The sequence below is a fragment of the Zhongshania aquatica genome, assembly GCF_027257955.1.
GTDB classification, from domain to species: Bacteria; Pseudomonadota; Gammaproteobacteria; order Pseudomonadales; family Spongiibacteraceae; genus Spongiibacter; species Spongiibacter aquatica.
This window is the reverse complement of the sequence record NZ_JANZNQ010000048.1, coordinates 1-12415: the sequence shown is the minus strand read 5'-3', so window position 1 is coordinate 12415 and position 12415 is coordinate 1. Positions and strand designations below refer to the sequence as shown.

Annotated in this window: 14 protein-coding genes; 9 read left to right on the top strand and 5 right to left on the bottom strand. The window is 47.4% G+C overall.

The features are described from left to right. The first annotated feature begins 746 nt into the window (after positions 1-746). The 3 genes from O9X78_RS19965 to O9X78_RS19960 all read left to right on the top strand — a co-directional run bounded on the left by O9X78_RS19965 (position 747) and on the right by O9X78_RS19960 (position 1705). A complete protein-coding gene (locus O9X78_RS19965) occupies positions 747-1112 on the top strand; it encodes a hypothetical protein (RefSeq protein ID WP_269621474.1) in 366 nt (121 codons plus the stop codon). Continuing rightward, positions 1076-1351: a hypothetical protein gene (locus O9X78_RS20975; protein WP_350339248.1), complete on the top strand. Its 276-nt coding sequence runs from the start codon at positions 1076-1078 to the stop codon at positions 1349-1351. Before O9X78_RS19965 ends, O9X78_RS20975 begins: the two co-directional genes overlap by 37 nt. Positions 1352-1546: 195 nt before the next feature. Beyond that, a complete protein-coding gene (locus O9X78_RS19960) occupies positions 1547-1705 on the top strand; it encodes a 2Fe-2S iron-sulfur cluster-binding protein (protein WP_269621473.1) in 159 nt (52 codons plus the stop codon). A gap of 157 nt (positions 1706-1862) precedes the next feature. Here O9X78_RS19960 and O9X78_RS19955 read toward each other — a convergent pair whose 3' ends face one another. Further along, positions 1863-2357: an AP2 domain-containing protein gene (locus O9X78_RS19955; RefSeq protein ID WP_269621472.1), complete on the bottom strand. Its 495-nt coding sequence runs from the start codon at positions 2355-2357 to the stop codon at positions 1863-1865. Positions 2358-2485: 128 nt separating this feature from the next. Continuing rightward, positions 2486-3481: an AraC family transcriptional regulator gene (locus O9X78_RS19950; protein WP_269621471.1), complete on the bottom strand. Its 996-nt coding sequence runs from the start codon at positions 3479-3481 to the stop codon at positions 2486-2488. Positions 3482-3609: 128 nt separating this feature from the next. Between O9X78_RS19950 and O9X78_RS19945 the strand changes: the two genes are divergently transcribed. The 4 genes from O9X78_RS19945 to O9X78_RS19930 all read left to right on the top strand — a co-directional run bounded on the left by O9X78_RS19945 (position 3610) and on the right by O9X78_RS19930 (position 8557). Beyond that, on the top strand, positions 3610-4443 hold the full coding sequence (locus O9X78_RS19945) for a metal-dependent hydrolase (protein ID WP_269621470.1): 834 nt from the start codon (positions 3610-3612) through the stop codon (positions 4441-4443). Between the two features lie 339 nt (positions 4444-4782). Continuing rightward, complete coding sequence (locus O9X78_RS19940) at positions 4783-5922, top strand: zinc-binding dehydrogenase (protein ID WP_269621469.1); 1140 nt, start codon at positions 4783-4785, stop codon at positions 5920-5922. 263 nt (positions 5923-6185) lie between these two features. Then, positions 6186-7142, top strand: coding sequence for a prolyl aminopeptidase (pip, locus tag O9X78_RS19935; protein WP_269621468.1), 957 nt, complete (start codon positions 6186-6188; stop codon positions 7140-7142). Positions 7143-7240: 98 nt separating this feature from the next. After that, complete coding sequence (locus O9X78_RS19930) at positions 7241-8557, top strand: NAD(P)/FAD-dependent oxidoreductase (RefSeq protein WP_269621466.1); 1317 nt, start codon at positions 7241-7243, stop codon at positions 8555-8557. 182 nt (positions 8558-8739) lie between these two features. On the opposite strand, the gene O9X78_RS19925 is transcribed toward O9X78_RS19930, so the two are convergent. Further along, positions 8740-9135, bottom strand: coding sequence for a winged helix-turn-helix transcriptional regulator (locus O9X78_RS19925; RefSeq protein ID WP_269621465.1), 396 nt, complete (start codon positions 9133-9135; stop codon positions 8740-8742). A 54-nt stretch (positions 9136-9189) separates the two neighbouring features. Between O9X78_RS19925 and O9X78_RS19920 the strand changes: the two genes are divergently transcribed. After that, a complete protein-coding gene (locus O9X78_RS19920) occupies positions 9190-9516 on the top strand; it encodes a nuclear transport factor 2 family protein (RefSeq protein WP_269621464.1) in 327 nt (108 codons plus the stop codon). Further along, positions 9513-10295 (top strand): SDR family oxidoreductase, encoded by a 783-nt coding sequence (locus tag O9X78_RS19915; protein ID WP_269621463.1) that lies wholly within the window; start codon positions 9513-9515, stop codon positions 10293-10295. The genes O9X78_RS19920 and O9X78_RS19915 overlap by 4 nt, the downstream gene beginning before the upstream one ends. Positions 10296-10520: 225 nt before the next feature. Here O9X78_RS19915 and O9X78_RS19910 read toward each other — a convergent pair whose 3' ends face one another. Both O9X78_RS19910 and O9X78_RS19905 read right to left on the bottom strand, forming a co-directional pair. Next, positions 10521-11252, bottom strand: a complete 732-nt coding sequence (locus tag O9X78_RS19910) for a hypothetical protein (RefSeq protein ID WP_269621462.1) — start codon at positions 11250-11252, stop codon at positions 10521-10523. Between the two features lie 27 nt (positions 11253-11279). Then, positions 11280-11702 carry an MAPEG family protein gene (locus O9X78_RS19905; RefSeq protein ID WP_269621461.1) on the bottom strand — a complete coding sequence of 141 codons (423 nt, stop codon included), beginning with the start codon at positions 11700-11702 and terminating at the stop codon, positions 11280-11282. Positions 11703-12415: the final 713 nt, after the last annotated feature.

The following is a 12415-nucleotide window of genomic DNA, read 5'->3' as shown; positions in this document are numbered from 1 at the left end:
CAAGTTTAAGGCGGAGAATTTCTTTGATATGTCGCATTGCTAATCTCGTGTTTGGCATCGTCATCCCGGCGCAAAAGCGGCAAGGATAACGTGCAGTACAGGATGAATTTCAATGCATGAGGTGGTGTGGAAAATGATGGTGATCAGTCATTGCGGCAACCTGATCACCCGTTGCGATAAGTCCCGTAAAGTGATCACTTTGAATCGCAATGAGTGATCACGTTCGTTCGCAACAGGTGATCACGTTGCGTCGCAGGCGGTGATCAGGTTGGGCCGGAATACGCAACAAGCCAATGACGATAAAAATGAGCTTCATATTGCGGTGAAAGATCTAACAAATCCCAAAGACGATATATGATCAGCACCAATCAGTTGGCATCGGCTTACACATGATTTTTAAATAGAGCGCAATCGTTTACCTAACGGAAGCACCTTTTCTTAAACGCGCAAAACTAAACAAAAATCCTCTGGAGTAGATGTGATGCCAACACACGAAGAGCCGCGCGCAACCGTATTGAAACGTCAACATGAGCTACTCGATGAGTCACGACCAAAAGCGGTCGATTACCAGCACAGCCGTGGCAAGCTCACCGCATGAGAGCGCATAGAATATCTATGTGATACAGATAATTTCGCTGAATTCGGCAGCCAATTCAGTCTAGACAATAAGGTCAGCACAGGTAATCAGGCCGGATCACAACTAGACCTCCCCCTACGACCTATCAAATTTAGCACTTGATTCTTCAGTGCCTAATAACGACGACAATAGCGATGCAACATCCAATGTCTTTATTGCTACCTATGAACAAGAGTTTACAGACCATCAATTAACGGCTGTTTACGGCTACGCAGAGTACGAGTCAGAAGATGCAATATCTTCCCATGCATGCCCCCTCCCGCTAGTTGACGCTGATTTGCAGGACGACTACGCCCAACACAGTATTGATGCGCGCTTGAACTCCACCAACGCCGAAACCGTCGAGTACGTGGTAGGCTTGTTCTATCAAGCTGCTGACGTAAATTTCACAGACTTCGACAGCCTAGACATTGTCGCAACAAGAGCAAAGCCGACAAAATCATTGCTGAAACCACAGCAGGCGGCACCTGTGTAAACCACATTGCTGCTCACGTCCTGGATCAAAACCTACTCTTTGGCGGCGTCAATAATTCCGGCATTGGCAGCTATCATAGGGAATGGGGTATTCGCGCTTTCGCACATGAGCGGGCGATAGCCCGGTCACACTACATGACCACAAAACATTTTTCCGCCTTACACACCGCGTATCCGCAAGATATTAGGGCTAATTTTGAAATACATATAAGACTTGTTATGACTCAAAAAGCAGGGTAGCTATTAATAGAATCACACTTGTATATAGATACATCAAAGGATTACTTGATGCCGCCTAGATATGGTGCGCTAGGATGAAATAAGACCTTTTGACAAAATAGTGTGATCGCTGATTGCCTTTCATCTAAAACTCGCCAACGAGCCTATTGAAATCAAAGACGCATTCAACTAATCAAAAGTACGAGAAAACACACCATGCCATTCATTATTTACAAATCTCGCGACGGTACGACCCAAGAAGTTCAGACGGAAGTCGGCACCAGTATCATGCAAGCTGCGGTTGAGAACGGTATCGACGGTATTTTGGGTGAATGCGGCGAAGGTGAATCGCATATTTACCGTACATTCAAATAGACCGGCGATACGCAGATAACACTGAAAGACTGCAGAAATTAATAGGGTATTTACGAGTTTTATGTATCTAAGAAGGAGGGTGTTTTAACTAACAGCCAGTAGGGACGTGCGCGGGTGATTTTTAAAAATTTAACTCAACGTAAAATCCGCATAACGGCTATTTGGGCTTTACTCCCCGCTCACTGGCCCAGAACACGCCTTTCAATTTCGCTACTCCAGCTTTACGAGCGGCGATTGCTAGCTTCTTGGCCTTCTCTTCCCCATATTGCTGAATTGGGAATGTGACCTTTTCGAAGGTGCCAGGCTTCTCTCCGGGCCAATGCGCCTCCCAGTACCTTAGCTCTTTAATATGGCCATTCTTTAATTTGTAACTCTTTGCGTAAGAGTAAACCCCGGGATAGCCGGAATTGTTATTACTCCGCGTGATCTTACACATTTCTTGGCGTGTCGTTGGTGGGTACTTCTCGACAATCTCATCGCGATAAACCTTCGCTGCAGCAAGTGCCTTGCCCTTGCCACCGAGGGTTTTGTCCGGGAAATTCTTAACATGCATAACGTTCTGACGACGAAGACTGACACGCCAAGCATGGGAATTACAAATATAGTCGTCAATGCGTGTTATGCCATACATGGCTTTGCTTTTTTTGGGCATGTGTTCCATTCGTGCTGTTACTAAGTGCGGGCCCAATTATAAATAAATCTACTACAGATGTATCGCTACTCGCTCGACAACCATCCCAAAGCGGTGCAATTATTTTTGATATTCAGTCATTTAGCCACCTAAACGCACCTTACGCGGTCTCGAAATCCCTGCGGTGTGGTGCCAGACCATCGCCGAAAGGATCGTCGAAAATTGGGTGCATCACTAAAGCCCAACAACAGCGAAATTTCAGCTACCGGCAAATTAGTGGCTTCAAGGTACTCACGCGCAAGGGTGTGTCGCACCTCATCCAGCAACTGCTGAAAACGCCAACCCTCCTGCTTTAGACGCCGCTGTAGCGTGCTTTCGCTCATGTTCAACTTTCGTGCAACGACCTCGGCAACCGGAAACTCTGATCCTGACTGCAATAAACACTGCTGGACTCGTTCATGAACGCTGCCCCCGAACTGGCTGCGGGAAATTAAGCGATCACATTCCCGCCTAAAGATATCACCCGCAATAGGGTTTGCTGTGGTGATGGGGGTAGCCAGACTGGCCTCAGCAAAACTCAATGAACAATCAATGGCATCGAAATTCACATCAGAGCCAAATGTCGAATGCCAAACGCTTACATCCCCTTCCGGCCAATAATCCAAATTCACCTTAACAGTATTCGGTTTGCCATGCGCTAATAGGATATGACCGTTATACACGATCGCGGCAAACACCAGCTCAATGTAAAACCGCGCTAAGACCCGAGGGATATTTTCGCCCTCTGCCCGGATCCACGCGCGACCGTCTGTGATGCCAAAGCTAAGGCGTAAACTGGGTACAAGTGCGCGACTATAGCGAATCAGTAATTTGATTGAATCATGTGATGTCGCGCTGCTCATCAGGGCATAGCCAAAGATCCCCTGGGAAATTATGTTGATACGCCCACCCAGTGTCAGCCCAAGCTGCGGATCACCCACTAACTCGATAGCTCTAGCAAATAAGCTATCAAGCTGATCAGCTGGCAAGCCGCCGGGCAGCTTAATTGACTCCTCAGACAAGCCAGTTTCATGAAATAGCTCAGACGACTGAAAACCACGCTCGCCTAAAAACTCGATCAATAATGCGATGAAATAAGCGTGCATTGACGTACCCGAGTGCTCAAATGATGGTAAATAACCCCTACATTGAAGGTATTTAACCCCATATTTATAACTATAACCAGTAGTATGTTTGTCAAACAAGGTAAGACATCGAATAAGAGGAAGTGCAAATGACGTTCGCGACCGCAGAAGTGTCCGCACACAAAAAGGCCATTAAGCCCCGAGATCGCAGCCACGATATCGCCGATGATCTAAAGGGCGATTGGCTCGACAACGATCCTTTCCTAACCACTTTTTTTAACACCTTGTCGGTTACCTTTCCGGTAGGCGAAAAATTCTTTATCGACAGCGTGCGACATTATCGCAGCGATATCACAGATCCCAAATTGCTGGACGACATTCGCGGCTTTTGCGGCCAAGAGGGTTTTCATCGTCGCGAACATCAGCGCTACAACAATGCATTAAGCCACGCCCGAGGCTATGATCTTGATAAGCTCGAAAACTCAATGACTCGCCGCTTAACATGGGCTCAAAAAAGAATGCCGCCATTGACCAATCTTGCTGTCACCGTCGCTATTGAACATTTCACCGCCGTACTGGCAGAACGCTTACTAAGCGAAGACTCGTTAATCAACAGCGCCAGCCCCGCAATGCGCGAACTATGGCGTTGGCATGCGGCCGAAGAAATGGAGCATAAAGCGGTCGCGTTTGACGTTTTCAAGCAAATGGGGGGCACAGACAAAAGTCGACGACGCGCCATGCGCAGAACGACCTTTTTCCTCACACTCGAGCTGACGAAAGGCGTCTGCTACATGCTTAAAAAAGACGGGAATTTATTCAATCTCAGTATTTGGCGCCAAGGCCTCAAGAAGCTCTTTGGCAAACAGGGCTTTTTTGCACATACATGGCAGCCCTATAAAGAATTCTATGCGGATGATTTTCATCCTTGGCAGCAAGACAGCAGCCACCTATTAACAGAATGGGAGGCCAGTACGACTGGGTGAAGTTTGATTAAATTGAGTAGCAATAAACACAAATAAAAGTAAAGTCGTGAATGGCTATCGGTGAAAACTGCTGGTTTCTCCCGAGCGTTAAATCACGACATTTTTATGATAAATATTTTTAAAAACATAACTGCAGTTAAACCCCAATATCCCCAAGTAAGGCAACAGATTCAGAATGCCCTCCTTCACCGACCAAACCTAAACGCAACTGACTAAAACACGCTCAATGGTATAGAGTGTGCCATTAACGCAACGATAGGAATGATTGCGAACTTCACGCTATAGTAAGTCGGATCGAAGTAAATACGCCGACGCCTAATTTTCCGGGGAAAATAAGATATGAACAACCAGATACCCACTTCAGGTCTGCAGTTACGCTCGCTAGTCACCAACGACGGACATATAAAGCTATTTCTAGAGTCAGTAGCCGTCCCAGAGCCGGGCGAAAATGACGTAGTTGTACGAATTGAAGCAACCCCTATTAACCCATCCGACCTAGCAACTCTCATCATGCCAGCAGATGTAACTACTGGCGAAACCAGCGGCAGCGGCGCCGACATCTGCTATACCGCCAAACTGCGTAAAGGCATTGAAAGCCGAGTAAAACCCAGAATCGGCAAGCCACTAGCCATCGGTAACGAAGGCGCAGGCACGGTGGTAAAAGCGGGCAGCAGCAAAGCGGCACAGGCACTACTCGGAAAAACCGTCGCCGTGCTAGACGGTGCCCTGTATTGCCAATACCGCAAAGTCAATGTAATGCAATGCATGCCAATGAATGAAGGCACCACCGCTAAGGCAGCAGCGTCATGCTTTGTAAATCCGCTCACCGCCCTAGGCTTTGTCGAAACCATGCGTATGGAAGGCTACAAGGCCATTATTCATACCGCAGCGGCGTCTAATCTAGGCCAAATGCTCAACCGAATCTGCCTAGATGACGGCATCGACTTAATTAATATTGTGCGCAAGCCAGAACAGGCAGAGATATTAAAATCCCTAGGCGCAAAATATATATGCAATTCCAGTGACGACAGTTTCATGGCAGATCTGACCGCCGCCATAGAAGAAACCGGCGCCTACATCGCCTTTGACGCAACCGGAGGCGGTGACTTAGGTAGTCGCATCCTTACCTGTATGGAAAGAGCGGCCCTAAAGGACGTTGAATTACCTGGCCCCTACGGATCTAATACCTTTAAGCAGCTGTATATCTATGGCGGCTTAGATATGTCACCTACCATTATTAGCAGAAATTTTGGTTTTAGCTGGGGCATCAACGCGTGGCTACTCACCCCGTTCACACAAAAAATTGGTATGGAAAAAACAATGCTATTACGACAGCGTGTAGCCAACGAATTACACACCACCTTTGCCAGCCACTACAGCGACGAAATTTCTCTGGAAGATGCCTTAGACAAAGACATCGTGGCCGCATATAGCCAGCAGACCACCGGAAGAAAATTCCTAATCAACCCATCAAAGTAGAGCACAACAAGGGGGTTTCGTTTTAGACCGCAAACCATGACTCACGTGATACCAAGAGTGAAATTTAAGATCGACAGATCTATATAACTCTCGGTATCACAAACATAGAATCACTACATTTAACCCCTTTGTTATATCGTACAAGCAGGGGCTGATTCTAATTTTCAAAATCATCATGACGATGCTGAAAAGACATAACCAACACTCATATCCACAGCATTCACGAATATAAACGCGCAAAAAGTCTCAGCCGTAGGTACCCTGTGAAAAAAGAGTTATACCCCGTTAGCGACAGTACCGGGCACCACATCAACACCGAATCGAAGCATCAACTCTACGTAGAGGTCAGCGGCAATCCGGAGGGTATTCCCGTGGTGTTTTTGCACGGTGGCCCCGGATCGAGCTGTAACAACAACCATCGCCGCTACTTCAACCCCGACCACTATTATATTGTCGCCTTTGATCAACGCGGCTGCGGGATGTCTACGCCCAAAGGTGAACTTACCAACAACAGCAGCCAGTATCTAATAAATGACGTAGAGCGGATTCGAGAGTATTTCAATATTAAGCAATGGCTGGTGTTCGGTGGCTCTTGGGGCGCAACCTTGGGGCTACTTTACGCGCAAGCCTTTCCCGAGCGAACCAGCGGCATGATTCTGCGCGGCTGTTTTCTGGCCAGAGAGCAAGACTTATTTTGGTTTGCCCAGCACGGCGCAAGCGACGTGTTTCCAGAAGACTGGCAGGCATTTATTAAAGACATTCCCGTCGATGAACAAAGCGATCTTGTCGCTGCCTTTTACCAACGTCTTCACCACGGTAATAAAGACACCCAACTAAAGTACGCCGGTATTTGGGCGGACTGGTCAAGTAAAGTAGCAACCCATAATTTGCGTTCCGGTGCCGCGAAGCGAACACCCGACGAAGACCTCGTGTTAAAAGTGAAAATTGAAACCCATTACGCGGTCAATCGCTACTTCATTGAAGAAGACCAAATTCTCCGCAATATCGACAAAATACCAAGGGTACCCGTCACGATTATTCATGGTGAACTAGACCAAACTTGCTTGCTACGCACATCGCAACAACTTGCAGCAGCCATTCCAAACAGCGAACTTATTGTACTTGCCGACACCGGCCACTTGATTGAAGAATCGAATATGATCGACGCCCTCGTGGACGCCACCGACCGCTTTGCAGAAACGCTTAGAACGCCACATTAAGCAATACTAAGTAACAGGCAATCCAAGACGTTTGACGAATATCACCCCGCCGTACTCGCTGCTAAGCTTCGCACAAAACTTTCAGCGGAATGTCCACTATGGAAAACATCGTTATCGTCGGCGGCGGTGCCGGAGGCTTGGCGCTAGCCACCCAGCTAGGGAATAAATTCAAGCGCAGCAAAACCACAAAAATCATTTTAATTGATAAAAACCCAAGCCATATTTGGAAACCGCTGCTCCACGAAGTCGCTGCTGGCTCTATCGACTCTACCTTCGACGAACTCAGCTATCGATACCACGGCAAAAACAAGCACTTCAATTTTGTCCTCGGTAGCTTAGAAACCATAGATCGCGAAAAAAAGAAATTAGTCTTAGCCGAACGCGTCGACGAGAATAACGAACTCATCACCCCAAAACAGTATGTAGATTATGACTACGCCGTCATTGCCATAGGCGGTATCAGCAACGACTTTGGCGTTCCAGGTGCAAAAGACTTCTGCTATTTCCTAGAAGACAAAAATCAAGCCGAACGCTTTCACCAACATCTCCTAAATCAGACGGACCGACTTAGCTGCAAATCAATAAAGCTTGACTCAAACACACAAGATCAAAGCACTCCTATACTGCGCATTGGCATAGTTGGCGGCGGCGCCACAGGTGTCGAACTCGCCGCCGAACTGCAACACACAGCACAGGGCTTGTACGGCTACCAACGTGAGAGCGCTGGCAGAGTCGATTACAAAATCACCCTAATCGAAGCGGGGCCACGTATTCTTCCCGCACTATCTGAAAAACTATCCAAAGCGGCGCAGCGCACCCTAGAAAAAATTGGCATAGAAGTGCGCTGCGACACCGGCGTGAAGCGCTGCTCAAAGGACGGCTTTGAGACCGACAATGACACCATAGAGTGCGATATTCGCGTTTGGGCTGCAGGCATCAAAGCGCCACCGCAACTCGCCAAAATCGACGGATTAGAAAGCAATAAGCGCAACCAGCTCTTAGTAGAGCCGACACTGTTATCAAGCAACGACGACCACATATTCGTCATCGGCGACTGCGCCAGCTGCGCACTCCCAGAGGGTGGTTTCGTACCGCCAAGAGCCCAAGCTGCCCATCAGATGGCGTCACTCGTTTACAAAAATCTGCTTCGCAGCAAACGTAGAAAAACGCTTAAAGACTTCCGCTACAAAGACTATGGCTCGCTGGTCTCGCTCAGTAACTTTAATACCGTCGGCGGATTAATGAGTGGCTTTATCGGCAGCGAAATGCGCATTGGCGGCCCCATCGCTAGGCTGGCCTACCTGTCACTCTACCGCATGCATTTACTCGCCATTCACGGATTATATAATTCACTGCTTATTGCCGTGGCTGGCCGAATTCATCGTGCTATTAAGCCAAAATTAAAACTTCACTAACAAGGCATATATGCTGCAGATATCACAATTTTTTAGCAGGATAGGTTTGTAAACGACATGGCTTTATATATTGGATATTTTCAAAACACGCTGTTTCTATTGCGCTACCAAAATGGCTATCAACAGCGATGCCGAGCGTATTCAAACCACTAGAATTCCAATGAAATATAGACACAGCTGTGTCAGTTTACTTCGTCGCCGTTTTCGCGCAAGGCCGCCCACTTCAGCATCGCATCAAGGGCCGGACATAGCGACTGCCCCCAATCAGTCAATCCATATTCCACCTTTGGGGGAACCTGATGATGAACAATTCGGCGGACGACACCGTCTTTCTCCAACTGACGCAGTTGCTGGATCAACATCTTTTGCGAGACAGCGGGGATCGCTCGTTCCAAATCAGAAAACCGTAACAGCTTGCCCCCGAAAAGATGGAACAAGATCACCAGCTTCCAGCGCCCCTCGAGAATCCTAAGTACTTGCTCAACACCGTCAGCCGCTGAGGTGGGAGTCCACGATTTTTCAGACATTTCTTCCATACTTTTTGGTAAGTACCTTACTTTTTTGTGCGTTCTTGTCATTTTTGGAGCTTAGCGTCATCCTTTAAATCAATCAATTGCAAAGGAATAAATCATATGTCTATCAACCTACCCAAACCCATCGCGAGCTATTTCAGTGCCGACTTAGGTGACAGCGAGACGGTGGCCAAATGCTTCACAGAGAATGCCGTTGTGAAGGACGAAGGTAACACCTACATCGGTCAAGCTGCCATCAAACAATGGAAGGCAGATACCTCAAAGAAGTTTACCTATACATGCGAGCCTTTCGCCTGCGAAGAAAGAGACGGCAAAACAATTGTAACTAGCAGACTGACGGGCAATTTCCCGGGCAGCCCCGTTGACCTTAGATACTTCTTTAATATCGAGGGCTCCAGCATCGCGTCGCTAGAGATCATACTATGAGCTTCAACCTAGAACTCGACGGTCGCCGCGTGCTTGTTACCGGCGGCACCAAAGGAGTTGGCGCCGCCGTTGTTGAGGTACTCCATGACGCCGGAGCCAAGGTCATGACTAGCGCGCGCTCGATTCCTGAATTCTCCCCCGAGGGTGTGTATTTCATCCCGGCTGATCTTACAACGGCGACGGGTTGTGCGGCACTTGCCAAAACCACTCTCGAGCACCTTGGCGGGATAGACATCATCGTCAATGTCATGGGGGGCTCCACCGCCCCAGCGGGCGGCTTTGCCGTACTCGATGATGATGAGTGGTCGACGGCGTTGAATCAGAATCTTATGGCAGCAGTTCGCATCGACCGAGCGCTATTGCCGTCCATGATTGAACAAGGTTCTGGCGTAATCATTCACGTCACATCAATCCAACGAGAATTGCCTCTTCCAGAATCGACGACGGCATACGCTGCGGCAAAGGCTGCGCTGTCAACTTACAGCAAGAGTCTGTCAAAAGAAGTAGCATCAAAGGGTATCCGTGTGGTGCGCGTCTCACCGGGCTGGGTTGAGACAGAAGCGTCGGTCGCCTTAGCCGAGCGGCTCGCGCAGCAAGCGGGATCAAACTACGAACAAGGAAAAAAGATCATTATGGAATCACTAGGTGGCATTCCCCTTGGTCGCCCTGCAAAACCAAAAGAAGTCGCGGATCTCATCGCGTTCCTGGTCTCAACTAGGGCCAGCTCCATCACCGGCGCTGAATACGTCATCGACGGTGGCACAGTACCAACGGTCTAAGGCTAGAACGAGTGATCAGTACACACAGCGCACCACTTACATGGGCCCTTCATCTCGACTGTAAGTACTTCGTAACCCCCAGAGGTAACCGCTATAGTGCGCTCCCATTGCGCAGACAGCTTCTTATCGCTGGTTACTGCAGTCCATCCGCCCTTCTTAGCTTTCACTTTTGCGGTGTTCTAGTTGCATGAACCGAACAAGTCGAAAGGCGCTAGCTGGGTGTATTTATTGCGCGCCCTGTCGAACGACAGACCAAGACTGGAGACATGCTTTTATAGAAAGGATGAGAATGAATAAAGACAACAGTATCGACATTAGCTCTGCTAGAACCGGCTCGGAATCGAAGACCCAGTATGCAGCGATGCCCAAAGCAGCAAGTAAACTTATCGCAGCAGATAAGTACTCTTTACTCGCGGCGAAGCCTAGCGCCAATACAGAAATACTAATTCCAATCGCGCCCCACTTTAACCAAGTTGCCGTATGTAGCTCCAACAACAGCGTACCAATTGAAACAGAATTACCCAGCGCTTCTGTGATCTTAAGCAAGGTGAGGTTTTCATTAATGTCGAGCGGAATAATCAATACCGCAAGCACCGCCCCAGCATAAATAAAACGACGGCCCCTGCTAGCCAATTGTATGGCCGTCAATGCTATAAAGCCCGCATAAGCGAATGGAAACACCATATCCCAAACATGGCCGGCATCCATTTTCTCCCTGTTCAAACGACTGGACTCAGTACTCCCAGAAAGGAAGGATAAGTCCTCTTCAGTTTGGGCAAACTCAAAGGCGATTATGGGTGTGCGGAAGCCCTCAGATAAATCAGCACTCAAAGGAAAAACGAATAACATCGCAATGCCTAACATGATCGTCGCTGATCCGAAGATTGCCGCGAGAAATGTTAGGCTTTCTTGGGAGGAAATCTTTAATTCGCTTAGATTAATGAGCTTCAAATTCATAGCTGGAACCTGCCCTTGAGTAACTTTCTAGACGAGCGAAAATATTGCACTAGTAACTAAAACTGACATTATCAAAACAAGAACCGTGCTGATCATAAAAACTCGACGCCTAACTGGAACATCATTTGAACCAGTATGGATATAGGCATGTACAACACGACTCAAAACAAATAAGCAAGCGACCGACAGAGAAAGCACACTTACCGCATTGAGCATGAATAACAGCATACAGAGCACATAAAACAATACCGGCACTTCAAACTGATTTCTGATGCAATTATTAACAGCAATAACCTCAATAGGCCATGCATCATCAAAAAGTCCGCGCCTCGATTCATTCACGCTCCCAGACTTTAGCGCCCTAATTTTTCTGAGAGTCAGCAGAATATATAGAAATAATGTCAGGAATATCTGAACAATGACCGGAAAGAAGATTAAATTACTATTCATAGTTCACCTTGTCTATCCCCTCGCATAAAAATGCCGAACGAACTGAGATCCAGCCTGCAGGGTGTTTTTTAATGTGATTGTTATAGGTCTTACTTATATAGAAAAATTTCACTGGGATTACTTGAACTATATTCAACAAATTCCCATTCAAAACCGGAACTATCAAAAAAATACAGCCGCTTTCTGAATGCTTCTCGAGGTGCGTCAACGCTCTTTTTATACCCTGCATTTAGCAGATTAGATTCAATGGCTTAAATACCATTTACAATAACAGAGATGTGATTTACACCAAAATTCTTATATGCCTTTCTGGGAGGTTTTGGCTCCTAATCTAAGTGGGGCTCCTGAAGAGCGAAATAGCAGTTATCGTTTCCTATATGCACCCAACGATAACTATTTTCCGGCCTTTCGTCTCTTTTGACATCAAAGTCTGGAGCTATGATTCGTATAAACCTTATGGCTTCATCAATATCAGCAACCGTAAGGTTTGAATGCTCTATTCTGGTCACATTTACTCCTTAGACTCTCTAAAGTCTGAATTCAGCAGCGTTTGAGGCAATGACGCTTTGCAACAATTGGTTAGACACGGTAATCCTCCCATTTTTAGCTGATGCTCAAAGTAGAAGTTAAGCAGCCATCAATGGTGGCTTCCCATTGTTGGCTTTATGGGGGCGTTCATGATTGTAAAACCAAAGCCACTCGGTTGCATACTC

Excerpts from the sequence above, each read along its gene's own strand:
- O9X78_RS19960 (WP_269621473.1), top strand. The coding sequence starts at position 1,547 with ATGCCATTCATTATTTACAAATCTCGCGACGGTACGACCCAAGAAGTT.
- O9X78_RS19955 (WP_269621472.1), bottom strand. The coding sequence starts at position 2,357 with ATGCCCAAAAAAAGCAAAGCCATGTATGGCATAACACGCATTGACGAC.
- O9X78_RS19950 (WP_269621471.1), bottom strand. The coding sequence starts at position 3,481 with ATGCACGCTTATTTCATCGCATTATTGATCGAGTTTTTAGGCGAGCGT.
- O9X78_RS19945 (WP_269621470.1), top strand. The coding sequence starts at position 3,610 with ATGACGTTCGCGACCGCAGAAGTGTCCGCACACAAAAAGGCCATTAAG.
- O9X78_RS19940 (WP_269621469.1), top strand. The coding sequence starts at position 4,783 with ATGAACAACCAGATACCCACTTCAGGTCTGCAGTTACGCTCGCTAGTC.
- O9X78_RS19930 (WP_269621466.1), top strand. The coding sequence starts at position 7,241 with ATGGAAAACATCGTTATCGTCGGCGGCGGTGCCGGAGGCTTGGCGCTA.
- O9X78_RS19925 (WP_269621465.1), bottom strand. The coding sequence starts at position 9,135 with ATGACAAGAACGCACAAAAAAGTAAGGTACTTACCAAAAAGTATGGAA.
- O9X78_RS19920 (WP_269621464.1), top strand. The coding sequence starts at position 9,190 with ATGTCTATCAACCTACCCAAACCCATCGCGAGCTATTTCAGTGCCGAC.
- O9X78_RS19915 (WP_269621463.1), top strand. The coding sequence starts at position 9,513 with ATGAGCTTCAACCTAGAACTCGACGGTCGCCGCGTGCTTGTTACCGGC.
- O9X78_RS19910 (WP_269621462.1), bottom strand. The coding sequence starts at position 11,252 with ATGAATTTGAAGCTCATTAATCTAAGCGAATTAAAGATTTCCTCCCAA.
- O9X78_RS19905 (WP_269621461.1), bottom strand. The coding sequence starts at position 11,702 with ATGAATAGTAATTTAATCTTCTTTCCGGTCATTGTTCAGATATTCCTG.